The organism is Aliihoeflea sp. 2WW (assembly GCF_000497755.1).
Taxonomy (GTDB): domain Bacteria; phylum Pseudomonadota; class Alphaproteobacteria; order Rhizobiales; family Rhizobiaceae; genus Aliihoeflea.
The window spans coordinates 59432-82910 of the sequence record NZ_AYOD01000054.1; the positions used below are offsets into that span (position 1 = coordinate 59432).

Sequence of the window (23479 nt, forward strand, 5' to 3'; positions counted from 1 at the left end):
GAGAGGCATCAGAGCCCGGTCGTCCTCCAGCGACCGGGCTCTACTTTTTTCAAGCGGCATTCGGGACGGATGTGGGCGCATAGCACCGGAAGCGCAGAAAGCTGCCATTTGCAGGCCGCTCAGGCCGGAATATCGACGTGCCCGACCTAGACGGCCTTGAGGCGGCTGTCCCGCAGCAGGCCATGTTCCTCAAGCACCGGATAGGCGATCGAGGCGAGCAGCGAGTTGATCTGCTTCAAGTCGCGGATCGTGTCGAGATGGATCGAACTCGTCTCCACGCTCTCCGCCGTCCCGCGCCGCAGCCGGTCGAAATGGCGCTGGCTGGAGCGCTTTTCGAGATCGCGCAGACGTTCCTTCTCCTGCACGAGCTGGCGTGCCGTCTCCCGGTCCCGCGAGACGAGCACGTTGAAGGCGAGGCGCGCATTGGCGAGCACCGCCGCATGCATCTCGTGCAGTTCGTCCATGCCATCCGGCGAGAAGGCCACACCGCGCTCCAGCTTCTTCTTCACCTGCGCCAGCATGTTGCGCACGATGATGTCGCCCACCTGTTCGAGCTTCACGCAGGCACCGAGCAGTTCCTGATAGCGCAACGCCTGGTCCTCGCTCATCTGCGAGGCGCTGATACGCGCCAGATACAGCTTGATCGCCGCATGGCGCTCGTCCACCCGGTCATCGAGCGCCGTCAGCGCCGCGATCTTCGGCTTGTCGGCCTCCTCGTAGAGCTCCATCACATTGGTCAGCATGATCTCGACCGTGTCGCAGATCGCCATCACCTCGCGCGTGGCATTGCCGAGCGCCAACGGCGGATTGTCGAGGACAGTCGGGTCGAGCGAGGAAACCGGCTGGTCCTCGAGGTCGATCACCGCTTCGGGCTGCATCGCGGTCAGCGCGCTGCTGACCAGCCGGTGAACGATCCCCGCCAGCGGCAGCCCGACGATCACCAGCGCCAGGTTGAAGGCGATATGCGCGTTGACGAGCTGGATTTCGGGCGAGCCGCCGAGAAGGTCGAGCGGCGGATGAACGATCGCGATGACCGCCAGCGCCGTTACCGCACCGATGCCGCGCAGCACGAGATTGGCGATCGGCACGGAGCGCCCCTGCGGCGCCATCGTACGCGACAGCATCGCGGCGATCAGCCCGCCGCCGAGATTGCAGCCGAGCACCATGACGATGCCGAGTTCGACCGGAATCAGGTCGCGCGCGGCGAGCGCGACGATCAGCAGGATCGCCGCGACACTCGAATGGAAGAGCCACGTCATGATCGCCGCGACGATGAAGGCGGTGATCGGATCGGCGGCGAGGAAATCCACGACGACCGGAAGGAGCCGGCTTTCGCGCAGCGGCTCCGACGCCTCGCCGATCAGCCGCAACGACAGGAGCAAAAGCCCGACACCGACGAGGATACGGCCGAACTGCCGCCACGAGCGCCGTTCCGTCGCGAGGAAAATGGCCGTGCCGGCGAAAAGGCAGATCGGAACCAGCAGGCTCAGATCGAAGGACAGCATCTTGACGACGATGGCCGAGCCGAGATCGGCGCCGAGCACGGCAACGAGCCCCGCCGCGCCGCCGACGATGCCCGATCCCACGAACGAGCCGACGAGCAGCGCCACCGCCGTCGCGCTCTGCAGCGCGATCGCAAGCCCCGTGCCCGCAACGACGCCCGCGAGCGGATTGCGCAGCGTCGCGCGCAGCCGCCGGCGCAGCACCTCGCCATAGGCGCGCTCGACGCCGGTACGCACCATGCGCGTTGCCCAAAGCAGCAGCGCGACCGCGCCGGCAAGGTTGAGAAGAACGACCGACCCGCTCACGACCGGGCCTCCGGAAGGACGGCGGCCAGCGACCGCTCGAAGCATCTGCAAATGGAAATCATGAAATCAGCTTTGCTCTCGCGCGGTTCTGCCCGCGACTTTTTCTTTAGTCGATTAACAGGAATCGCATGCCGGCCCCGCGCACGCAAGCGCGGTCCGATAGTCCAGTTGCGACGCCCGCAGCGTGTGAATCACGGGCATGAACCCGCATTCGCCTCGCGCCGCGCGCGGATCGGCTCTATATGCAGGACAAAGCGAGCAGAACCCAGATGCGATTTTCCCCTTCCTTCCTCGACGAGATCCGCGACCGGGTGCCGATCTCCTCGGTGATCGGCGCGCGGGTGACATGGGACCGCCGCAAGACCAACGCGCCGCGCGGCGACTACTGGGCCTGCTGCCCCTTTCATGGCGAAAAATCGCCCTCCTTCCACTGCGAGGACAAGAAGGGCCGCTACTACTGCTTCGGCTGCGGCGTCTCCGGCGACCATTTCCGCTTTTTGACCGACCATGACGGCCTCGCCTTCCCCGAGGCGGTCGAGCGCATCGCCGATATGGCCGGCGTGCCGATGCCCGCCCGCGACGTCCAGCAGGAACAGCGCGAGCGCGAACGCGCCTCGCTCTCCGACGTCATGGAAATGGCGACGCAGTTCTTCCAGGACCGGCTGCAAGGGGCCGACGGCGCGAAAGCCCGCGCCTATTTGCGCGAACGCGGACTCTCCGGCCCGACCCAACAGAAATTCCGCCTCGGCTACGCCCCCGAAAGCCGCAATGCGCTGAAGGAGCATCTGGCAGCCAAGGGCGTCGACAAGGGCCAGATCGAGGCTTGCGGCCTCGTCGTCCATGGCCCCGACATTCCTGTCTCCTACGACCGCTTCCGCGACCGCATCATGTTCCCGATCGAGGACGCGCGCGGCCGTGTCATCGCCTTCGGCGGCCGCGCCATGGCAGCAGATGCGCCCGCGAAATATTTGAATTCCAACGACACCGAGCTCTTCCACAAGGGTCAGGTGCTCTACAATCTGGCCCGCGCGCGCTCCACCGTCGCGCGCGGCGGCACCATCATCGCCGTCGAAGGCTATATGGACGTCATCGCGCTGGCACAGGCCGGCGTCGAAAACGCCGTCGCCCCGCTGGGCACGGCGCTCACCGAAAACCAGCTCGAACTCCTCTGGCGCATGTCGGGCGAGCCGGTGCTCTGCTTCGACGGCGACCAGGCCGGCATGAAGGCCGCTTTCCGCGCCGCCGACCTCGCTCTGCCCCTCGTCCAGGCCGGCCGCACATTGCGCTTCGCGCTCCTTCCCAACGGCCAGGACCCCGACGATCTCGTCAAGGCGGAAGGGCCAGACGCGTTCCGCGCCATTGTCGCCGAGGCCCGCCCGCTCGCCGACATGCTGTGGCAGCGCGAGACCGGCGGCTCGACCTTCGACACGCCCGAGCGCCGCGCCGAACTCGAAAAGCGCCTGCGCGAACTGACGTTCCAGATCAAGGACGAGGACGTCCGCCGCCACTACCAGCAGGAAATGCGCGACCGCGTCATTCGCTTCTTCGGCGCAAGCCGGCCGCAAAATCCGCGCTTCGAAAAGGGCGGTGGACAGGGCCGTCCAGGCATGCCCGGCCAGATGGGCAAGCAGCGCTTCGCCGTCTCCGAGACGCTGGCCCGCTCCTCCATGGTCCGCCGCGCCGCCACGGCCATGCCGCTGCGCGAGACGTCCATCCTCGTCACCCTCGTCAACCACCCCGACCTCGTCGACGAGTATTTCGACGAGATCGACCGCCTGTCGATCACCAGCGCCGAACTGCGCCAGTTGAAGGCCTGCATCGTCGACGCCGCCGCGCATGGGCTCACGGCAAGGGCCGGCACGCTCATCGAGCATGTGCGCACCTGCGGCATCGAGGACATTTGGGAACGGGCGCTGTTGCAGGTCAAGGGCGCGGGCCTGTGGACCGCCCTGCCCGAAGCCGCGCTCGACGACGCCCGCGACGCCTTTCAGCAGGCCCTATACTTGCAGCAGGCGGCTCAGTCTCTACATAGGGAGTTGAAAGCAGCCGAGACGGCGCTCGCGACCGAACCGACGGACGAGAATTATCGTCATCTGGTCGACGTGCAGTCCCAGTTGCGCGACGTGCAGGCAACCGAGGCGCTCATCGAAGGCTTCGGGGTCCAGTCGGGTCGGGCGGGCCGGGCCTGACGACAGGCCGACCAGCCGCCAAACCGGCAATTGATTCGCTTTTTTGCGGCGAATCATGTCACAGCCGCTTGACCTTCCGCCGGAATGACGGAATCAGGACGACCACGAACCTTAACGAGCGGCTTGCCCGCGTTGAAGACGGATGATGGGACGGCACACTGGTTTTGAGCGGGTTGGGCACGCCGGTATCGATACCAGGGTTAACAGCGCATTTACGTGAACACGCGTATGCGCCATCGACGAGCGCGATCCGCGCACTAGCATCCATGTCCGTGACGAGAGCCGCTGAGGCTTCCAATGGCCTGATGGCCGCCTGGAGAACAACATATGGCGACTAAAGAGAAGGAAGAGGTCGAGAACGAGCGCGAAGGCGGGACCGACGGTCCGCTGCTCGACCTTTCCGACGACGCAGTCAAGAAGATGATCAAGCTCGCCAAGAAGCGCGGCTTCGTCACCATGGACGAGCTCAACGCCGTGCTTCCCTCCGAGGAGGTCACGTCCGAGCAGATCGAGGACACGATGGCGATGCTGTCCGACATGGGCATCAACGTCGTCGAGGATGACGAGAACGCCGAGGACGGCGACCGCGAGAAGGAAGGCGACGCCGAGGAAGACGCCAACGAGCTCGCCGAGCAGACCGGCACGGCCGTCGCCGCGACCACGACCAAGAAAGAGCCGACCGACCGCACCGACGATCCCGTGCGCATGTATCTGCGCGAGATGGGCTCGGTCGAGCTTCTGTCGCGCGAGGGCGAAATCGCCATCGCCAAGCGCATCGAGGCCGGCCGCGAGACGATGATCGCCGGCCTGTGCGAAAGCCCGCTGACCTTCCAGGCCATCATCATCTGGCGCGACGAGCTCAACGAGGCGAAGGTCCTGCTGCGCGAGATCATCGATCTCGAAGCCACCTATGCCGGCCCCGAGGCCAAGCAGGCGCCGATCGTCGAGCGCAACCCGGAAGAAGACAATAAGCCGAAGACCGACGACCGGTCGAAGCGCCGTGAAGACGACGACATCACCAATGTCGGCGGCGACACGCGCGGCGAAGAGGAAGACGACGACGAGGACGAGGCCAATCTGTCGCTGGCCGCGATGGAAGCCGAACTGCGTCCGCAGGTCATGGAGACCCTCGACGTCATCGCCGGCACCTACAAGAAGCTGCGCAAGCTTCAGGACCAGCAGGTCGAGGCCCGCCTCGCCCAGACCGGTGCGCTCTCCTCCAGCCAGGAACGCTCCTACAAGAAGCTCAAGGACGAGCTGATCACGGCGGTCAAGTCGCTGTCGCTCAACAATGCGCGCATCGAGTCCCTCGTCGAGCAGCTCTACGACATCAACAAGCGTCTCGTTCAGAACGAAGGCCGCCTGTTGCGTCTGGCCGAAAGCTACGGCGTGCGCCGCGAGGATTTCCTCCAGCAGTACCAGGGCTCGGAACTCGACCCCAACTGGATGAAGTCGATCGCCAATCTGTCGGCGCGCGGCTGGAAGGAATTCGCCAAGAACGAGAAGGACACGATCCGCGACATCCGCGGCGAGATCCAGAACCTCGCCACCGAGACCGCGATTTCGATCCTCGAGTTCCGCAAGATCGTCAACCAGGTCCAGAAGGGCGAGCGCGAAGCGGCCATCGCCAAGAAGGAAATGGTCGAGGCCAACCTGCGTCTCGTCATCTCGATCGCGAAGAAGTACACGAACCGCGGCCTGCAGTTCCTTGATTTGATTCAGGAAGGCAATATCGGCCTGATGAAGGCGGTCGACAAGTTCGAGTACCGTCGCGGCTACAAGTTCTCGACCTACGCGACCTGGTGGATCAGGCAGGCGATCACGCGTTCGATCGCCGATCAGGCCCGCACGATCCGCATCCCGGTCCACATGATCGAGACGATCAACAAGATCGTGCGCACATCGCGCCAGATGCTGCACGAGATCGGCCGCGAGCCGACGCCGGAAGAACTGGCCGAAAAGCTCGCCATGCCGCTCGAAAAGGTCCGTAAGGTCCTGAAGATCGCCAAGGAACCGATCTCTCTCGAAACGCCGGTCGGCGACGAGGAAGACAGCCACCTCGGCGACTTCATCGAGGACAAGATGGCGATCCTGCCGATCGACGCGGCGATCCAGGCCAATCTGCGCGAGACGACCACGCGTGTTTTGGCTTCGCTCACCCCGCGCGAGGAACGCGTCCTGCGCATGCGCTTCGGCATCGGCATGAACACCGACCACACGCTGGAAGAAGTCGGCCAGCAGTTCTCGGTCACGCGCGAGCGCATCCGCCAGATCGAGGCGAAGGCGCTGCGCAAGCTGAAGCACCCGAGCCGCTCCAGAAAGCTGCGCTCGTTCCTCGATAGCTGATCAACAAAAAACCCGGCCGCGAGCCGGGTTTTTCCTGTCTGGAATGCGTGAACGCAAGGCGGCCGGTTCAGGCCTTTGCGCCGCCCTTCTTGGCCGGTGCGCCCAGATCCTTGATCTGTTTGCCGAATGCCGGCGCGGGCGCTGCCGGCGCCTTTTCCTTTTTCGGCTTTCGAACTTCCTTGTTCGATCGCATCTGTCCCTTGGCCATCAGTTCTTCCCCTTTTCTGCTGCGGTTTCGACAGGTTCGAGTGCCGCCTCGCCGGCGACGCGGTCGTAGCGCTCGCTCTCGGCCCGGATGCGGTACTGATACTCGTTGTCGCGCGCCGGCAGGCAGGCCGTCACGCTGTAGCTTTCGTCGGTTCGCAGCGGCGTCGTGAACCAGGCCTTGAGGTAAACCGTCTGGCCGATGGCGAAGCGGTGGGTGGCCTGGATGCGCGCGGCGCGCTCGGCGCGGGTTCGGATCATGATGCGGCCTGGTCCTTCGCGATGGCGGCTTTCAGGTCGCCGGCATCGATCTCGATGATCTGGCTTGGGCGAGACGCCCGTTCGATCGAAGGCAAATGGATATAGGTCGCGACGGCGCAATGAGCGATCCACGAAAGGCCGTCGATGATTTCCTCGTCGGTGTCGACGCGGTATTCGCCAGCCGGCAGCATCTGCTCGATTCCGGGCAGCCGGAAGGGCGCGGCGAAGCGCGTCGTGGACGATTTGGTCCGGGTGGTCACGATGGTTGGTCCTTCCGCCAGCACCTGACGTTTCGAAGGAGACGGCAACCGCTGAGCGGCGCCGCTGCGAAACATCCGTCTGGCCGGGAATGAATGGAGAACTTCTCGTCGGGCGGCGGCGTGCCGGTTCGGCGGAGGCCCCATCTTCCTGCCATTCTTCGTATGCCTCAAACCCGCCATAATCAAGGCCGCACCGGCAAGGTCAGGGGCGAAGTCCGAGGATTACGGCCCGGACGGCCGCGTGGTGATCCGCCTCGCTGGCGCCACCGGCGATTTCCAGCGCCGCTCGGTCGAACATCGCCGACAGGAGTGCGGCCAGCGCGTCGATGGGCAGGCGGCGGATGGCACCTTGCCGCATGGCCATGGCCAGCCCCTCGCGCAACGTGCGCCCGCCGTGACGCGCATCGATTTCGTCCATCGCGCGCCGGCCGAGAACGGCCGGCCCGTCGAGCAGCAGAAGGCGCGTCCGGCCAGGCTCCGCCATCGCCGTCATGAACGCCTCGCCGCCCGTCACCAGTGCCTCGACCGCCGGTAGATCAATCGGCGTCGAAACCTCGATGGACCGGGCGACGGCTTCGGATTCCGCCTCGACCACGGCGGCGAAGAGAGCCTGCTTGTCGGCGAAATGGTGGTAGAGCGCGCCGCGCGTCACCCCTGCCCGCGAGACGATCTCCGGTGTGCCCGTTTCGGCATACGTCTTCTCGACGAACAAGTCGCGCGCAGCGGCGATGAGCGCCGCCCGCGTCGCCTCCGTGCGCATCTGGTTGGATCGGCGTTCCGGCAACTGTTGCATACATACAGCCTGTATGTTATTCATCATCCACATACAGATTGTATGTTTATTCATCGAGGAGTGAAAGCCATGAAATCGACCAGCTATTATCCGGTCATCATGACGGATGACGTCGCCGGATCGACCGCCTTCTATGTCACGCATTTCCGCTTCAAGCCGGTCTTCGAGAGTGACTGGTATGTACATCTGACCTCGCTCGAAGACCGGCGCGTCAACCTCGCCATCCTCGATGGCTCGCACGAGACGATCCCGTCCGTCGCAAGGGGCCGCGTTTCCGGCCTGATCCTCAATTTCGAGGTCAAGGACGTCGATGCAGAATATGCGCGCGTTCAGCAGGCGAACCTGCCGATCCACCTCCCCATTCGCGACGAAGCCTTCGGCCAGCGCCATTTCATCACCGCCGATCCGAACGGCGTCCTGATCGACATCATCAAGCCGATCCCACCCAGCGCCGAATTCGCCGCACAGTATGCGCCCGAAGCGATGCCGTAGGCTGTTCGATGGATCGCGCCCCGGTTGCAACAGGCGCATAATCGGCGGGTCGAACTCTAGAGCGGCCCGCCGAGCCCGCTCGACGCTCCGGCGGCCCGCGGGAGGTGCAGCATGACGACCTACATCGTTCTCGTGAACTGGACGGATGAAGGCATTCGCAATGTCGGCGACTCGCCCAAGCGTCTCGACGCGGCCCGCAAGCTGCTGGCCGATATGGGCGGCACGTTTCGTGACATCTGGATGACGATGGGCGAGCACGACCTCGTCGCCATCTGCGAAGCGCCCGACGATGCGGTTGCGGCCCGCTTTGCGCTGAAGCTCGCCAAGGGCGGCAATGTCAGGACGCGCACGCTGAAGGCGTTCCCCGAGGCCGCCTACCGCGAGATCATCGCCAAGCTCTAGGGTTGCGACACGCGCCACGCCGGTCCACCTTGTGCGCAACAAGGGAGCCGGCATGGACCGAAGCGCATATGACGACGTAACGGGCGGATGCCACTGCGGCGGCGTCCGCTTCAAGGCCAGGCTCGTCGACGGACTGAACACCGCGCGACGCTGCACCTGTTCGCTCTGCGCAAAGCGCGGTGCGATCGCCGTCTCCGCGCGGGTGGACGATTTCGCCATCGAACTGGGCGCCGAACTGCTGACCCTCTACCAGTTCAACACGATGGTCGCCGAACACTGGTTCTGCTCCGTCTGCGGCATCTACACCCATCACCGCCGCCGCTCGAAACCGACCGAATACGGCATCAACGTCGCCTGCATCGACGGGCTCAGCCCGTTCGATTTCGACGCGGTCGTCGTCAATGACGGCCAGACCCATCCCAATGACCGCCCGCCGGGCACGGACGGTGTCGCCGGCGTTTTGCGATACGAGCCTCGATAAGCGCCGGATTTTTGCCGATCCCGCCTGTAAGCTGGACACGAATCGAGGAGAGAAACATGTCGTTCTTCAAGAAGCTGTTCGGTGGTGGCGCCGCTGCCACGGCTCCTGCGGCCGAGCCCCAGGACTACAAGGGCTTCACCATCCGCCCGACCCCTTTCCAGGAGGGCGGCCAATACCAGACCTGCGGCGTCATCTCGAAGGAGATCGACGGCACGCTGAAGGAGCACAAGCTCATCCGCGCCGACCGCTTCCCCTCGCTCGACGACGCGACCGAGACCACCATCCGCAAGGCCCGCCAGGTGATCGACGAACAGGGGGAGCGGATCTTTGGCTAGGCTCGCCCTCGCAATCGCCCTCATCGCCCTGCCCGGCTGCGCGGTCTTCGGCGGCACCGGCACGGCCACCGTCACCGACGGGCGCGTCGACGCGCGCGGCAGCGCCGCCTCGGCCGGCATCGGCGCATCCGGGCCTTATGTCGGAACGACTTCGGGCCGCGTCATCGTCCGGTAAGGCCGGAATGCAACCTTGACGCGAACCGTCGGTTGTGGCGAAAAAACGGGAGTCGCTAGGGGCCTAGACGACTCCCGTAGAGGTCAGAAGGCCCGTCTTACCCTCCCAAAATCGCATATGGCGGTACGTTCGGGGAGAATTCGAGAAAAGCGAATGCTTCGAACCCTCACGAAATGTGCCGGGTTCTTCCGCAGGTTGCATCACCCAAATGGGTGAAAGTTGCGTTCAGGCAAAAAAAAGCGCGCCACCCATAGGCGACGCGCCCGGTCACATAACGACCGCTACTTCAGCATCGTCTTGACCATGCCGCTGGCCTTGGAGAAGTCCATCTGGCCGGGGAATTTCTCCTTCAGCGCGTTCATGCACTTGCCCATGTCGCGCAGTCCGTCGGCTCCGACCTCGGAGATGACCTGCGCACAGGCCTGGCGCGTGTCCTCCTCGCCGAGCTGCTTCGGCAGGAAGTCGCGGATGATCTCGATCTCCTGGCGCTCCTGCTCGGCCAGTTCCAGCCGGTTGCCCTCTTCGAAGGCGCGCGCGGATTCCTCGCGCTGCTTGACCATCTTGGCCAGGATCTGCGTGATTTCCTCGTCGCTGACGGCGTCCTTGCCATGCCCGCGATTGGCGATGTCGCGATCGGTGATGGCCGCCTGGATCAGCCGCAGCGTCGATGTGCGCCGCTTGTCCTGGCTCTTGAGGGCCGCTTTCAGTGCCTGGGCGATCTTGTCGCGCATGGCTTCATCTCTCCTGTCGGGAAGCGGACCATAGCGCCCGCCGATTGCCGAGGCAATCAGTCCCCGTCTCTAACGCGTTGATTTGATTGATTCGGATAAGTTCGAACCGCAGTTTCCGGCAATTGACCCGGCTTTCGCCTTCACCTATTGTCCGCCACCTGCATGGACCGACTTGAGTCTTGCACGGGGTGTTCCCAAATGGGGCACGACCCGTGCGTTTCGTTGCGCCATATGGCCCGGAACGCGCCTCATTTCAAGGGCAAGGACTGCCCGCGCGACGTCGACTGGAGAAAAGCATGGCCGCTGGAACCGCCCCCTGGAGCATCGAAAAACCCACTGCAATCCTGGTGCTGGCCGATGGAACGGTCATCGAAGGCAAGGGCGCTGGCGCCACCGGCGAGCGCGTCGCCGAAGTCGTCTTCAACACCGCCCTCACCGGCTACCAGGAAATCCTGACCGACCCGTCCTATGTCGGCCAGATCGTCACATTCACCTTCCCGCATATCGGCAATATCGGCGCCAATGACGACGATATCGAGGATTTGACGCCCGCCGGCCGTCACGGCGCGGTCGGCGCGATCTTCAAGGCCGACATCACGGCGCCGTCCAACTACCGCTCCGCAGGCCACCTGAACGAATGGCTGGCAAAGCGCGGCATCGTCGCGATCTCCGGCCTCGACACGCGTGCGCTGACCGCCCTCATCCGCGAGCGCGGCGCGCAGAACGCGATCATCGCGCATGACCCGTCCGGCAATTTCGACCTCGATGCGCTGAAGGCCAAGGCCGCTTCCTGGTCGGGGCTTCTCGACCTCGATCTGGCCAGGGACGTCTCGTCCGGCCAGTCCTCGGTCTGGTCCGAAACCCCCTGGGTCTGGAACGAGGGCCACGGTGCGCAGGGCGAACCGGCGATGCACATCGTCGCCATCGACTACGGCGTCAAGCGCAACATCCTGCGCCTGATGGCCGGGCTCGGCGCGAAGGTCACCATCGTTCCCGCGACCACCGACGCGCAGGCGATCCTCGCCATGCAGCCGGACGGTGTCTTCCTGTCGAACGGTCCCGGCGACCCGGCCGCGACCGGCAAATATGCCGTGCCCGTCATCAAGGATTTGATCGCCGCCGACCTGCCCGTCTTCGGCATCTGCCTCGGCCACCAGATGCTGGCGCTCGCCGTCGGCGCCAAGACCGAGAAGATGCACCAGGGCCATCACGGCGCGAACCACCCGGTCAAGGACCACACCACCGGCAAGGTCGAGATCGTATCGATGAATCACGGCTTCGCGGTGGATTCGAAGTCCCTGCCGCAAGGCGTTGAGGAGACTCACGTTTCGCTCTTCGACGGCTCGAATTGCGGCATCGCGCTGACGGGCAAGCCCGTCTTCTCCGTCCAGCACCACCCGGAAGCCTCGCCCGGCCCGCAGGATTCGCACTATCTCTTCCGCCGCTTCGTGAACCTGATCCGCGAGCGCAAGGGCGAGCCCGCTCTGACCGAATGAGCCCCGCCCGCGCGGGGCGTCACCCCGCGCGGTATGCCTGCCCGGTCACTCGATCGGGATCATCAGATGCGCATAGGGCGTGCCCGCCCACATCACATAAGGCTGCGTGGTGTCGGGCTCGGGCGTGTCCGGATAGCCCTCCATCATGTCCATCGCATTGACGATCATGACGTGTGGGCCTGTCTCGATCCAGTTGTTGCCCTCTTCCGGGCCCGGCGCATAAGGGTCGGTGTTGCTGCCGTCGCTGCCGCCGGCAAGCATGTACATGAAGCCGACCTTGCCTTGCGGCGGCTCCGTCTTGCCGATCCAGGCCATCGCCCATTCCATCGAGTTGGCATCGCCGCACATCGGGTCCGGCCCCGGCGAGGCCGGGTTGTCCGGCATGCACCAGAAGCCGTTCGTCCCTTCGCGCAAAGTGCGCATCTCGCCCTTGTCGTCCATGGCATAGATCGCCGCGCCGCTCGAAACCGCTGCGGGCGCTGCCGCTTCGGCGCTCTTGATGAGTTCGGCATCGTCGGCAGCGGCCGGGAAGGCCAGGGCGCTGCCTGCCGCGCACAGCACGGCCACGGTCAGAAGCCTTTTCATGGCTGTCCTCCTGTCGCCCGGGGCAAGGCCCCGACGGCCCGCCGGCCGGGCGCGGCATTCTACCAGAGGCAGCATTCGAGGTGCAGAACCCCGGATGGTCTAGATATTACCGCTGAACGTATCGCACTCCTGCCAGCGCCCGCTGTCATAGCCGCGCATGAACCAAGTCTGGCGCTGTTCGGACGAGCCATGCGTGAAGCTGTCGGGCACGACCTGTCCCTGCGTGCGGCGCTGGATCGTGTCGTCGCCGATCTGGTTGGCGGCATTCAGCGCCTCGTCGATGTCGCCTGTCTCGAGCAGGCCCTTCTGCTCGGTGAAATGCGCCCACACGCCGGCGTAGCAGTCGGCCTGCAACTCGACGCGCACCGACATCTCGTTCGCCTCGGCCTGCCCCATCTGCTGGCGCTGCTGGTGGAACCGCGGCAGCACGCCGGTCAGGTTCTGGACGTGATGGCCCACCTCGTGCGCGATGACATAGGCCTGCGCGAAGTCGCCCGACGCGCCGAAACGGCTGGCGAGCTCGTCGAAGAAGGTCAGGTCGATATAGACCTGGTTGTCGTTCGGGCAGTAGAACGGGCCGACCGCCGAGGAGGCCTGCCCGCAGGCCGAATCCACCGCGCCGTCGAACATGACCAGCGTCGGCTCCTGGTAGGTCTCGCCCTCCGTCTGAAAGATGCCGTTCCACACATCCTCGGTCTCGGCCAGAACGACGCCGACGAACTGCGCCTGCTCGTCATTGCCCGGCTGCTGGCGCGTCACCTGCCCGGAAGGCGGCGCCGAGCCGCCGCCGCCCATCATATCCATCGGGTTGATCCCGAGGAAGGAGAGGACGAGGAAGACCACGACGAGGATGACGATGCCGGACATGCCTCCCGCGCCTGCGCGCCCGATCGGGATCGGAATGCGCGGCCCGCCGCGCCCGAATCCGCCGGGCATGCGCGCCGGGCCCTGCCCGCGCCGGTCCGAGATGTTGGTGCTTTGACGGCGGCCTCTCCAGCGCATGCGAACCCTCCAGCGCGATTTGTGCGCCAGTCAACGGAATGCCCGCGTCGCGGTTCCGTCAAGCGGAAAAACGAACGTCCAGTCCGGCAAGCGGCAGCCCGTCGAGGCGGCTCGTCCAGCGCTCGCCGGACGCCACCGGAAAGGCGCGCGTCACCGTTCCGGTGGTGATCAGGTCGCCCACTGCCAGCGGCCGCGACATCGGCCGCATCGCCATCCCGTCGACCATGCTGCGCAGCGCCGACAGCGGCCCGCCCAGAACGTCGCCCGCCGTGCCGCGATCGACCACCACGCCATCGCGGACGAGCTCCATGTCGAACGCGGCCAGCCGCTCCAGCCACCCGGCCCGGTCGCCTTCCACCGAAACAAGTTCGCCATGCACGTACATTCCGTGCAGAGCGCAGGCCGCCACCGTATCGGCCGCCTTGAACTTCCAGCCGGGAAAGATCGACTGCACGATCTCGAAGCCGTGCGTCACCGCGTCGATGCAATCGAGCAGCGCCGCCTCATCCATGCCGATCTCCGGCGCGCTTTTCAGTCGAAACGCGATCTCCGGCTCGATCCGCGGTTCGCAAAGCCCCGCAAGGCTGATCTCGCCGCCGGCCATCACCTGGCGCACGGTGCGGTCGTACATCGGTCCCCAGATCGGCGCGTGGACGTCGTATTCGTTCCAGATGTTGCTGTTGGTGAAGCCGATCTTCCAGCCGGCGACGCGCTCGCCCCGCGCCACCCGCTCTGTCATCACAGCATCCGACACCTGATAGGCGTCTGGCAGCGCAAAATCGGGATCGTGGCCGCTGAAGGTCGCGATCGGCCGGCCGCCATCGATCGCATCCAGAACCTGCCGTGCCCGCGCCTCGATCGATCGATCCATCAATTCCCTCCGACGTTGCCGACGACCATGCAGAGACAGTTCGCCGCGTCATCCATATTTGCCTCAAGCGAACAACCCGTCCATCCTGCGGCGATACTCTCGCCGACAGGAAGAGCCTTGACCCTCGCCGACCTCCTTGCGACCGTCCTGCTTGTGGCGGTCGTGGCTACCGGAGCCGCCTACGCGATCCGCCAGATCGTGCGGCCGGGCTGGCTGCGGCTCTATTGGGTCGCCTGCCTCGCCCTGATCGCCCTCGGCATCGCCGGCATCGCGACGGCTCGGCCGTCCGACAGCGTCCCGCCCGAATTCGCACTCGGCTTCTGGGCGCTCGTCTTCGGCGTTCTCGGCGCGCTGCTACCCGCGGGATGGCGCATGCTGCAACGCGGTTCCCGCCGGGGGTAGGACATGTCCTAGAGCTTCACCTCGCCATTTTCCTCCCCATCCCAATAGTGAACCCGCTCCGCGCTCACCTTGATCATCACCAGACCTTCGGTGTCGACGCCGTCCTCGAACCAGTCGTCGAGATCGGGATTCCAGTGGTCCTCGAACGCCGCCTTGTCGCGCACGATCTCGCCCTTGCCCTGAACTGCGACCATGAACATGTCATCGCCCTGGAAGGCGAGCGACACGTTCGGATCGGCCTCGATATCGGCGACCATGCGCGCGTCGCTCATCGTGAAATAATAGGAATCGCCGTCATATTCGACATCGCCATTGTTGCTCATCGGGCGGCCGGCGATGGCTCCGCCGTCGGTCCGAGTCATCAGCATCGCGATATCGATCTCGCGCATCTTGTCGGAAAGGTCGGAAAGCGACTTGGCAGGCATAGGATGATCCTCTCGGGATATCGGCTTAATTCCCGTCCCGAACACCGCCGAGCGCCCGCTGTTCCCGCGATTTGCCCGCGCTTTCCATCTCGTCCATCTTCGTCGCGATGGATCGAACACAATCGACGTCTGAAACCCCCGAACCTCCGGACGATCTAGCGCTGTGGGAACTCCATGCCTGGTGCCTCGGCGCCACCCAGCCGCCCGGCCCGCTCGTGCGCCGCGGCGACAACGGCCGTCTCCTCCACGCCGCACGCAACGGTCTCGACCGGCACGCCATCGACGAGACCCGCATGGCAGAACTCGAACGCATGCACCTGATGGAGCGCTTCGGCGACGAGTTCCGCACCACCTTCCCCATCATCGGGCCACAGGCCGCCGCGCCCCTGCGCTACCATGCGCGCAACCTCGCCGAAAAGCTTCTGCAGCGCCTTCTCGACCCCGCGACCCGCATCCGCGATCACCTCACGTCGCAAGGCTTCACCGGCCACACCTTCGCGATCGTCTTCGGCCACGCGCTCGACGGACTGATGTGGTCCTTCCTCGCCGGCCACGGCGCGATCCCCGACACCCACCTCACCCCCGACCGCCCGTTCTGGAACGGCACCTTCTGGGCGATCTGGCCGCCACGCGAAAACCCGGCCGGCGTCAATGAGGCGAGGTTTCCCGGCGTGACCCTCGTCATGGTCTGGACGCTCCGCACCGAAGACCGCCTGAAAGCCCTCGCCCGCCAGCCCGGCCTCGAAGCCGCATTCCGGTCGATTGCCGCGGGCTCGGCCACCACATTCTCGCACGGCGTCGACAGCCTCCCGCGCATCCCCGTAATTCGCCCCGGCGATCCGCTCGACCTGCAGTCGCAAGCGCTCGCGCGGCCTGTTGCCGATGCCCTTCTGAGCGCGCCCCTCCCCGCCATCGAACGCGCGCGCGGTCCGCACGACGCCCGCATCATCCTCGGCCACGAACTCATCTGGGAACTGGCCGACCTGCTGCAAGTCGGCGGTCTCATCCCCCGAAGCACGAGTTGGAACCCGGCGAGCAACATCTTCCTGCGCATCGAAAGCGACTGGACGCAGCCTCGCGAGCGATCCATCATTGGGACATGACCAAGTATCTCATCTCCTTCCCGAGCGAAGCGATGGTGCTTACGGACGATCGGCTCGCGATCGCCGATGTCCAGTCCCACAAGGTGATCGAGGAGGCCAAGGCCGCCGGCGTCTATGTGTTCGGCGGCGGAATTAACGGTCAGGTCGCTCCCGTGCTTGTATCAGCCGATAGGTCGATCTCGACCGGAACCTACCCGGGCAGCCGTCTTGACGGCGGCTTCGCCGTGCTGGAATTGCCGAGCCGCGAGGAGGCTGTCTTGTGGGCCGGAAAGTTGGCGGCAGCCTGCGGCTGTGCGCAGGAACTTCGCGAATTCATGTTCGATCCGGCGAGTTGACAGGCGCTTTGCCCGTCAGTTCGGCTATGTCCGCGAACACTCCGCCCCATTCCTTCTCGTTGATCTCGAGAATCCCCAGCCCGCGCAACATGAAGACGCCCTCGCAGGCCAGAAACGCCAGCCGCCGCCTTCGCCCGTCCGCATCGTCGCCGAAACTGTCCAGCCAGCCGCGATAATCCGCGCGCAGCGGTTCCGCCTCGTCGCCGGCTTCCACCACGCCCGCCATCAGGCTCGCCGCCCGCGCCGCCATCGCCGCGCTCTCCTCGCGCGTCGCGTCGATCCGCGCGCGAAGGCGGTCGCCGCCGGCCGCATCGAGCCGCGCCGCCATCTCGACCTCGAACCGCTTCAGATCGCGCTCCATCATCGCCGCGATCAGCGCCGACTTGCTTGGGAAGCAATAAAGAACGCCGCCCTTCGAAACCCCCGCGCGCGACGCAACTTGGTCGAAGGTCAGTTGACCCGCACCTGCCTCGCCCACGATCGCCTCGGCGGCATCGAGTATGGCATCGCGGTCGATCGTTCTCTTTCGTCCCAAGTCGATTTCCTCTTTTCAATCCGTCCGGTCGGATATATATAAACCTTGTCCGGCCGCCTGTCACGCGGCCTTTCGTTTTGATGGAGACTATCATGGCATGGGTTTTTCTGGGCCTCGCAGGTCTGTTCGAGGTGGTCTGGGCGACGTCGATGAAGATGTCGGCCGGCTTCACCAGGATCACGCCGACGGCGATCACCATCCTCGCCATGATCGTCTCCTTCACCTTCCTGTCCATGTCGCTGAAGGCGCTGCCGCTCGGCACCGCCTACGCGATCTGGACCGGCATCGGCGCGGCCGGCGCCTTCGTCATCGGCGTCATGTTCATGGGCGAGGCGCTCACCTTGGGCCGCGCGATCTCGATCCTGCTGCTCGTCTCGGGCATCGTCGGCCTGAAACTGTCATCCGGCGTCTGAGCGGCCGCGCCCGCCATCCACAACCCGCATTTTCGGGGTTACGTTCGCGCGCGCCTTTCCCTATAAGGCGCCCTTAGCCTGACATACGAAATCCTTCTGCCGCACCGGTCGCCTCGCGCGCCCGGCCTTCGCGGCAGAACGCGCGCGAGACGGACATTCCATGCCAAAACGCACCGACATCAAGTCGATCCTGATCATCGGGGCCGGCCCCATCGTCATCGGCCAGGCCTGCGAGTTCGACTATTCGGGCACCCAGGCCTGCAAGGCGCTGAAGGCCGAGGGCTACCGCATCATCCTGGTCAATTCCAACCCGGCCACGATCATGACCGATCCAGAACTGGCCGACGCGACCTATATCGAGCCGATCACGCCCGAAGTCGTCGCCAAGATCATCGCCAAGGAGCGCCCCGACGCGCTGCTCCCGACGATGGGCGGCCAGACCGCGCTCAACACCGCCCTCTCGCTGCGCCGCATGGGCGTGCTGGAGCGCTACAATGTCGAGATGATCGGCGCCAATGCCGAGGCGATCGACAAGGCCGAGGATCGCTCGCTCTTCCGCGAGGCGATGCAGAAGATCGGCCTCGAAACCCCGCGCTCGATGCTCGCCAACGCCTCCGACGCCAAGGACGCCGACAAGCGCGCCCACGAGGCCCGCCGCGCCGAACTGAAGGCCTCCAATCCCGCGGACCTCGACGCCGCCCTCGACGCGCTCGAGACCGAATGGAACCTTGGCGAAGGCGACCGCAAGCAGCGCTATATCGGCCACGCGATGGGCATCGCCGCGCAGGCGCTCGACCTCGTCGGCCTGCCCGCCATCATCCGCCCCTCCTTCACCATGGGCGGCACCGGCGGCGGCATCGCCTACAACCGCGCCGAATTCTTCGACATCATCGCCTCCGGCCTCGACGCCTCGCCGACGACCGAAGTCCTGATCGAGGAATCGGTCCTCGGCTGGAAGGAATACGAGATGGAAGTGGTCCGCGACCGCGCGGACAACTGCATCATCATCTGCTCGATCGAGAACATCGACCCGATGGGCGTCCACACCGGTGATTCCATCACCGTCGCCCCGGCGCTGACCTTGACCGACAAGGAATACCAGATCATGCGCAACGCCTCGATCGCCGTGCTGCGCGAGATCGGCGTCGAGACCGGCGGCTCCAACGTCCAGTTCGCGGTCAACCCCGCAGACGGCCGCCTCGTCGTCATCGAGATGAACCCGCGCGTCTCGCGCTCCTCCGCCCTTGCCTCCAAGGCCACCGGCTTCCCCATCGCCAAGGTCGCCGCGCGTCTCGCCGTCGGCTACACGCTCGACGAGCTCGACAACGACATCACCGCCGGCGCCCTGCCCGCCTCGTTCGAACCCTCGATCGACTACGTCGTCACCAAGATTCCCCGCTTCGCCTTCGAGAAATTCCCCGGCGCCGAGCCGACGCTGACCACCGCCATGAAGTCGGTCGGCGAAGTCATGGCCATCGGCCGCACCTTCCAGGAATCGCTGCAAAAGGCTTTGCGTGGCCTCGAAACCGGCCTCACCGGCCTCGACGAGATCGAGATCCCCGGCGCCGACCAGGGCGACGACAAGAACGCCATCCGCGCCGCGCTCGGCACCCCGACGCCGGACCGCCTGCGCATGGTCGCCCAGGCGATCCGCATGGGCACCTCGCTCGAGGACGTCCACCAGATGTGCCGCATCGACCCGTGGTTCCTGGAGCAGATCGGCGCCATCATCGCCATGGAAGCGCGCATCCGCGAACACGGCCTGCCGCAGGACGCGCAGAATCTGCGCATGCTGAAAGCCATGGGCTTTTCCGATGCCCGCCTCGCCTCGCTTGTGAGAATAGACGAGGAAGACGTTCAAAAGCTTCGGTCTAAGCTCGACGTCCACCCCGTCTACAAGCGCATCGACACCTGCGCCGCCGAGTTCGCCTCGCCCACCGCCTACATGTATTCGACCTATGAGACGCCCTTCGCAGGCCACCTCGCCGACGAGGCACAGGTCTCCGACCGCAAGAAGGTCGTCATCCTCGGCGGCGGCCCGAACCGCATCGGCCAGGGCATCGAGTTCGACTATTGCTGCTGCCACGCCTGCTTCGCGCTGGCCGATGCCGGCTACGAGTCGATCATGATCAACTGCAACCCGGAGACCGTGTCGACCGACTACGACACCTCCGACCGCCTCTATTTCGAATCCCTCACCGCCGAGGACGTCCTCGAAATCCTGCGCGCCGAGCAGAAATCCGGCACGCTTCACGGCGTCATCGTCCAGTTCGGCGGCCAGACCCCGCTCAAGCTCGCCGACGCGCTCGAAAAGGCCGGCATCCCGATCCTCGGCACCTCGCCCGACGCGATCGACCTCGCCGAAGACCGCGACCGCTTCCAGAAGCTCCTCGTCAAGCTCGGCCTGAAGCAGCCGAAGAACGGCATCGCCTGGTCGGTCGAGCAGGCCCGCACCGTCGCCTCCGAACTCGGCTTCCCGCTGGTCGTGCGCCCGTCCTACGTGCTCGGCGGCCGCGCCATGCAGATCATCCACCACGAATCGATGCTGCAGACCTACCTGCTCGACACCGTCCCCGGCCTTGTCCCGGAGGACATCAAGCAGAAATACCCGAACGACAAGACCGGTCAGATCAACACGCTGCTCGGCAAGAACCCGCTTCTGTTCGACACCTATCTGTCCGAAGCCATCGAGGTTGACGTCGACTGCCTGTGCGACGGTCACGCCACCTACGTCTCCGGCATCATGGAGCACATCGAGGAAGCCGGCATCCATTCGGGCGACTCGGCCTGCTCGCTCCCGGTCCATTCACTCGACAAGGACATGGTCGCCGAGCTCGAACGCCAGACCGCCGCGCTCGCCAAGGCGCTCAACGTCGGCGGCCTGATGAACGTGCAATATGCGATCAAGGACGGCGAGGTCTATGTCCTCGAAGTGAACCCCCGCGCCTCGCGCACGGTGCCCTTCGTCGCCAAGACCATCGGCCGCCCCATCGCCAAGATCGCCGCGCGCATCATGGCCGGCGAAACGCTCGACGAAGCCTTCGCCCATTACGGCACCAAGCCCAACGCGGCCGATCTCGGCCACATCGCCGTCAAGGAAGCCGTCTTCCCCTTCGCCCGCTTCCCCGGCGTCGACACGCTGCTCGGCCCGGAAATGCGCTCGACCGGCGAAGTCATGGGCCTCGACCGCGACTATGCGCTCGCCTTCGCCAAGGCCCAGCTCGGCGCCGGCGTCGACCTGCCCCGCTCCGGCACGCTCTTCGTCTCCGTCCGCGACGAGGACAAGACCCGCATCCTTCCGGCCGTCAAACGCCTCGCCGGCATCGGCTTCAAGGTCCTCGCCAGCGGCGGCACCGCCCGTTTCCTGAAGGAAAACGGCGTGGAAGCCGAAAAGATCAACAAAGTCCTCGAAGGCCGCCCTCACATCGAGGACGCCATCCGCAACCGCCAGGTCCAGCTCGTCTTCAACACGACCGACGGCCAGAAAGCCGTCTCCGACTCCAAATCCCTCCGCCGCGCCACCCTGATGCAGAAGGTGCCCTACTACACCACCATGTCCGGCGCCGAAGCCGTTGCGGAAGCGATCGCCGCGCTGAAGGCGGGGAGCCTGGAAGTGCGACCCCTGCAGGCGTATTTTTAGGAGCACACCCTAACCGCGCATGATCTCCCCCCTTGAGGGGGAGATGTCCGGCAGGACAGAGGGGGGCGCTGTCAGCGTTATCGTATTCGCGTCAGTTTCCGACCCCGTTGCCGACCAAACCTGTGTCCTTTAACGTTCCCGAAAGCAGCCATCGAAGAGGCGGCAGGTGCATCATCTCGCTATCTACAATTTCAATAATTTTCGGGAGAGGTCTGAGGCTCCGATCAATCAGGGCTTTCATGACCGCAACGCGCTCAATTTCAGTGCCGCCGAGCTTAGCGAAGGCTTCGTAGCACGCTCAGGTTATGACGACGAGCCTGGGCCGAGCAGCTGGGGCGAGCAAGTCTTCCCTCGCTTTTATGTTGAGAAGGGGGATGGTTACGCGCCCTCTACAATTTCACTCTGGCGCGATTTATCGTCACTGTATGCGTTTTCGTACTCTGGGATACATACCGATGCCTTGCGAAATGCGCGTCAATGGTTCGAACGTCATGAATGGCCGCCCTATGTTCTGTGGTGGGTGACTAAGGTTCACATCCCTACTTGGAGTGAAGGGGTTGAGCGATTGGAACATCTTCATGATCATGGCCCGTCCTTGATCGCTTTTAATTTCAAGCAGGCATTCGATCCAGACGGAACCCCGACCAAGATTGATCGGGAAGCTGTGCAACGTCTGCAAGCGCTGAATTCGGCCGCACAAACTGAACTTCAGACCAATTCTTGATGCGATTGCTTACGGTCTGTTGATGAAGCACGGCGGCAATGCCGACAACAGCCGCTTTCAATGTCTTTTCTCTATAGAGCAGACGGTCTGCTCCCCACCCCAATTCGGCCCTGTCGGACTCCGCGATCACTTCGGTCAAATGCGCACCGGGTGTCTGGGAGGATGGCGGAGACGTCCCCCTGCCGCGTCGGAACCGGCGGGCACGTGACGGCGCCGAGGTGGGTGAGAAGCGGTCCGCGCAGCGGACGAAAAGCCAACGACTTGGCTTTTCGAGCGACGAACGCCCGGAGCCATAGCGAAGGGCAGAAAGATCGCACACTCAACACCCAAGACAAGCGATCCTCCGACCGCCCGCCTGCCCGCTCTTGACAATTCCCGGATCGCTGCGCGGGGCCGTTTCCGCGCGCCGCGTCAGCTCGTCGTCGGCGTCGGCTTCTCGCGCTCGCAGCCGCCCGGCCCTTCCGAGGTCGGCCGCGTCTGGGCGCCAGCATCGCTGGTAAAGCCGGTCAGCGCCGTCGTCGCAAGGATGGCGAGACCCGAGATGGCGAGGGCAAGAAGACGCATGCGCATGACGACCTCCATTCTGGCTCGCGGCAGCCTACGCCGCCCTTGCCCTTGCGGCAACTCCATGTGAAGGTTTGCGCCTCGGGAGGAAACGGCGACGGCCGCAGGCCGGCCGCCGCCGATGGCGCAGGAAGCGCTTCAGACGGGAGGTCGGACCATGGGTAAACGCGCCGGAGAACGACGCACGGGACCGAAATGCATCGCCATTGTCGGTCCCTTCGCAAGCGGCAAGACCACGCTTCTGGAAGCGATCCTCGCCCGCACCGGCGCGATCCCCCGCCAGGGCGCCGCCGGCCAGACGGTCGGTGATTTTTCGCCCGAGGCCCGCGCCCACGCGATGAGCGTCGAAGCGACGATCGCCACCACCGAGTTCATGGGCGAGAGCCTGACTTTCATCGATTGCCCCGGCTCCGGCGAGTTCGCCTATGAGGCGGTGCCGGTCCTCAGCGCATGCGACCTCGCCATCGTCGTCGCCGAGCCCGACGAGAAGAAGATCCCCGCGCTGCAACTGATCCTGCGCCAGCTCGACGATCTCGGCCTGCCGCGCATGCTGTTCCTGAACAAGATCGACAAGGCGTCCGCCGGCGTGCGCGACACGCTGAAGCTGCTACAGCCGGCGAGCCGCACCCCGCTTCTCCTCCGCCAAATCCCCTTGCGCGAAAACGGCATCGTCGTCGGCTCGATCGACCTGGCGCTGGAGCGCGCCTATGTCTACCGCGAGCATGCGCCGAGCACCGTCACCGATATCCCCGACGACCAGCGCGCCTCCGAGCTCGAGGCCCGGTTCCAGATGCTGGAAACGCTCGCCGATCACGACGACGCGCTGATGGAGCACCTGCTTGAGGAGATCGAGCCCCCGCGCGACGAAATCTTCGACGACCTTTCCGCCGATCTGCGCGACCCGATG

Annotated in this window: 27 protein-coding genes; 15 read left to right on the forward strand and 12 right to left on the reverse strand. The window is 65.0% G+C overall.

The window, feature by feature from the left end:
* Nucleotides 1-146: 146 nt before the first annotated feature.
* A complete protein-coding gene (locus ALII_RS0119180; RefSeq protein ID WP_024588835.1) occupies nucleotides 147-1808 on the reverse strand; it encodes a Na/Pi cotransporter family protein in 1662 nt (553 codons plus the stop codon).
* A gap of 269 nt (nucleotides 1809-2077) precedes the next feature.
* Here ALII_RS0119180 and dnaG point away from each other — a divergent pair, with 269 nt between their 5' ends.
* Nucleotides 2078-3997 carry a DNA primase gene (gene dnaG / locus ALII_RS0119185; RefSeq protein ID WP_024588836.1) on the forward strand — a complete coding sequence of 640 codons (1920 nt, stop codon included), beginning with the start codon at nucleotides 2078-2080 and terminating at the stop codon, nucleotides 3995-3997.
* 327 nt (nucleotides 3998-4324) lie between these two features.
* Complete coding sequence (gene rpoD / locus ALII_RS0119190; protein ID WP_024588837.1) at nucleotides 4325-6343, forward strand: RNA polymerase sigma factor RpoD; 2019 nt, start codon at nucleotides 4325-4327, stop codon at nucleotides 6341-6343.
* A 67-nt stretch (nucleotides 6344-6410) separates the two neighbouring features.
* Here rpoD and ALII_RS22915 read toward each other — a convergent pair whose 3' ends face one another.
* The 4 genes from ALII_RS22915 to ALII_RS0119210 form a co-directional block, all read right to left on the reverse strand.
* On the reverse strand, nucleotides 6411-6551 hold the full coding sequence (locus ALII_RS22915; protein WP_173401423.1) for a hypothetical protein: 141 nt from the start codon (nucleotides 6549-6551) through the stop codon (nucleotides 6411-6413).
* Nucleotides 6551-6808, reverse strand: a complete 258-nt coding sequence (locus ALII_RS0119200; RefSeq protein ID WP_024588838.1) for a hypothetical protein — start codon at nucleotides 6806-6808, stop codon at nucleotides 6551-6553. Before ALII_RS0119200 ends, ALII_RS22915 begins: the two co-directional genes overlap by 1 nt.
* Entirely contained in the window at nucleotides 6805-7068 is a 264-nt protein-coding gene (locus ALII_RS0119205) for a hypothetical protein (RefSeq protein WP_024588839.1), read from the reverse strand. The genes ALII_RS0119200 and ALII_RS0119205 overlap by 4 nt, the downstream gene beginning before the upstream one ends.
* A gap of 202 nt (nucleotides 7069-7270) precedes the next feature.
* Nucleotides 7271-7861, reverse strand: coding sequence for a TetR/AcrR family transcriptional regulator (locus tag ALII_RS0119210; RefSeq protein ID WP_024588840.1), 591 nt, complete (start codon nucleotides 7859-7861; stop codon nucleotides 7271-7273).
* Between the two features lie 69 nt (nucleotides 7862-7930).
* Between ALII_RS0119210 and ALII_RS0119215 the strand changes: the two genes are divergently transcribed.
* From ALII_RS0119215 to ALII_RS0119235, 5 genes are all read left to right on the forward strand, one after another.
* Nucleotides 7931-8353, forward strand: coding sequence for a VOC family protein (locus ALII_RS0119215; RefSeq protein WP_024588841.1), 423 nt, complete (start codon nucleotides 7931-7933; stop codon nucleotides 8351-8353).
* A 111-nt stretch (nucleotides 8354-8464) separates the two neighbouring features.
* Nucleotides 8465-8755: a GYD domain-containing protein gene (locus ALII_RS0119220; RefSeq protein ID WP_024588842.1), complete on the forward strand. Its 291-nt coding sequence runs from the start codon at nucleotides 8465-8467 to the stop codon at nucleotides 8753-8755.
* A gap of 52 nt (nucleotides 8756-8807) precedes the next feature.
* Complete coding sequence (locus ALII_RS0119225) at nucleotides 8808-9236, forward strand: GFA family protein (RefSeq protein ID WP_024588843.1); 429 nt, start codon at nucleotides 8808-8810, stop codon at nucleotides 9234-9236.
* Between the two features lie 56 nt (nucleotides 9237-9292).
* Nucleotides 9293-9571, forward strand: coding sequence for an HlyU family transcriptional regulator (locus ALII_RS0119230; RefSeq protein ID WP_024588844.1), 279 nt, complete (start codon nucleotides 9293-9295; stop codon nucleotides 9569-9571).
* On the forward strand, nucleotides 9564-9746 hold the full coding sequence (locus tag ALII_RS0119235) for a hypothetical protein (protein WP_024588845.1): 183 nt from the start codon (nucleotides 9564-9566) through the stop codon (nucleotides 9744-9746). The genes ALII_RS0119230 and ALII_RS0119235 overlap by 8 nt, the downstream gene beginning before the upstream one ends.
* A gap of 281 nt (nucleotides 9747-10027) precedes the next feature.
* On the opposite strand, the gene ALII_RS0119240 is transcribed toward ALII_RS0119235, so the two are convergent.
* Nucleotides 10028-10477 carry a GatB/YqeY domain-containing protein gene (locus ALII_RS0119240; protein ID WP_024588846.1) on the reverse strand — a complete coding sequence of 150 codons (450 nt, stop codon included), beginning with the start codon at nucleotides 10475-10477 and terminating at the stop codon, nucleotides 10028-10030.
* A 296-nt stretch (nucleotides 10478-10773) separates the two neighbouring features.
* Between ALII_RS0119240 and carA the strand changes: the two genes are divergently transcribed.
* The gene (gene carA / locus ALII_RS0119245) at nucleotides 10774-11973 is read left to right on the forward strand and encodes a glutamine-hydrolyzing carbamoyl-phosphate synthase small subunit (RefSeq protein WP_024588847.1); all 1200 of its coding nucleotides are present in this window, start codon (nucleotides 10774-10776) and stop codon (nucleotides 11971-11973) included.
* Nucleotides 11974-12018: 45 nt separating this feature from the next.
* Here carA and ALII_RS0119250 read toward each other — a convergent pair whose 3' ends face one another.
* The 3 genes from ALII_RS0119250 to ALII_RS0119260 form a co-directional block, all read right to left on the reverse strand.
* Nucleotides 12019-12558: a hypothetical protein gene (locus ALII_RS0119250; protein WP_024588848.1), complete on the reverse strand. Its 540-nt coding sequence runs from the start codon at nucleotides 12556-12558 to the stop codon at nucleotides 12019-12021.
* A gap of 99 nt (nucleotides 12559-12657) precedes the next feature.
* Complete coding sequence (locus ALII_RS0119255; RefSeq protein WP_024588849.1) at nucleotides 12658-13560, reverse strand: neutral zinc metallopeptidase; 903 nt, start codon at nucleotides 13558-13560, stop codon at nucleotides 12658-12660.
* 58 nt (nucleotides 13561-13618) lie between these two features.
* Nucleotides 13619-14431 (reverse strand): hypothetical protein, encoded by an 813-nt coding sequence (locus ALII_RS0119260; protein WP_029660730.1) that lies wholly within the window; start codon nucleotides 14429-14431, stop codon nucleotides 13619-13621.
* A gap of 117 nt (nucleotides 14432-14548) precedes the next feature.
* On the opposite strand from ALII_RS0119260, the gene ALII_RS0119265 reads away from it, so the two are divergent.
* Nucleotides 14549-14833 (forward strand): hypothetical protein, encoded by a 285-nt coding sequence (locus ALII_RS0119265; RefSeq protein WP_024588852.1) that lies wholly within the window; start codon nucleotides 14549-14551, stop codon nucleotides 14831-14833.
* 8 nt (nucleotides 14834-14841) lie between these two features.
* Here ALII_RS0119265 and ALII_RS0119270 read toward each other — a convergent pair whose 3' ends face one another.
* Complete coding sequence (locus ALII_RS0119270) at nucleotides 14842-15258, reverse strand: pyridoxamine 5'-phosphate oxidase family protein (RefSeq protein WP_024588853.1); 417 nt, start codon at nucleotides 15256-15258, stop codon at nucleotides 14842-14844.
* 71 nt (nucleotides 15259-15329) lie between these two features.
* On the opposite strand from ALII_RS0119270, the gene ALII_RS0119275 reads away from it, so the two are divergent.
* On the forward strand, nucleotides 15330-16361 hold the full coding sequence (locus ALII_RS0119275; RefSeq protein ID WP_024588854.1) for a hypothetical protein: 1032 nt from the start codon (nucleotides 15330-15332) through the stop codon (nucleotides 16359-16361).
* Nucleotides 16358-16696 (forward strand): hypothetical protein, encoded by a 339-nt coding sequence (locus tag ALII_RS0119280; protein ID WP_024588855.1) that lies wholly within the window; start codon nucleotides 16358-16360, stop codon nucleotides 16694-16696. Before ALII_RS0119275 ends, ALII_RS0119280 begins: the two co-directional genes overlap by 4 nt.
* Here ALII_RS0119280 and ALII_RS0119285 read toward each other — a convergent pair.
* The gene (locus ALII_RS0119285) at nucleotides 16674-17231 is read right to left on the reverse strand and encodes a TetR/AcrR family transcriptional regulator (protein ID WP_024588856.1); all 558 of its coding nucleotides are present in this window, start codon (nucleotides 17229-17231) and stop codon (nucleotides 16674-16676) included. The genes ALII_RS0119280 and ALII_RS0119285 overlap by 23 nt on opposite strands.
* A gap of 92 nt (nucleotides 17232-17323) precedes the next feature.
* Here ALII_RS0119285 and ALII_RS0119290 point away from each other — a divergent pair, with 92 nt between their 5' ends.
* From ALII_RS0119290 to ALII_RS22170, 3 genes are all read left to right on the forward strand, one after another.
* The gene (locus tag ALII_RS0119290) at nucleotides 17324-17644 is read left to right on the forward strand and encodes a multidrug efflux SMR transporter (protein WP_024588857.1); all 321 of its coding nucleotides are present in this window, start codon (nucleotides 17324-17326) and stop codon (nucleotides 17642-17644) included.
* Nucleotides 17645-17804: 160 nt separating this feature from the next.
* The gene (gene carB / locus ALII_RS0119295; protein WP_024588858.1) at nucleotides 17805-21284 is read left to right on the forward strand and encodes a carbamoyl-phosphate synthase large subunit; all 3480 of its coding nucleotides are present in this window, start codon (nucleotides 17805-17807) and stop codon (nucleotides 21282-21284) included.
* Between the two features lie 166 nt (nucleotides 21285-21450).
* On the forward strand, nucleotides 21451-22008 hold the full coding sequence (locus ALII_RS22170) for a DUF3291 domain-containing protein (RefSeq protein WP_081719052.1): 558 nt from the start codon (nucleotides 21451-21453) through the stop codon (nucleotides 22006-22008).
* Nucleotides 22009-22419: 411 nt separating this feature from the next.
* Here ALII_RS22170 and ALII_RS22745 read toward each other — a convergent pair whose 3' ends face one another.
* Nucleotides 22420-22578, reverse strand: coding sequence for a hypothetical protein (locus tag ALII_RS22745; protein WP_161632285.1), 159 nt, complete (start codon nucleotides 22576-22578; stop codon nucleotides 22420-22422).
* Between the two features lie 151 nt (nucleotides 22579-22729).
* Here ALII_RS22745 and ALII_RS0119305 point away from each other — a divergent pair.
* A partial coding sequence (locus ALII_RS0119305) for a GTP-binding protein (RefSeq protein WP_024588859.1) occupies nucleotides 22730-23479 on the forward strand: 750 nt, incomplete at its 3' end.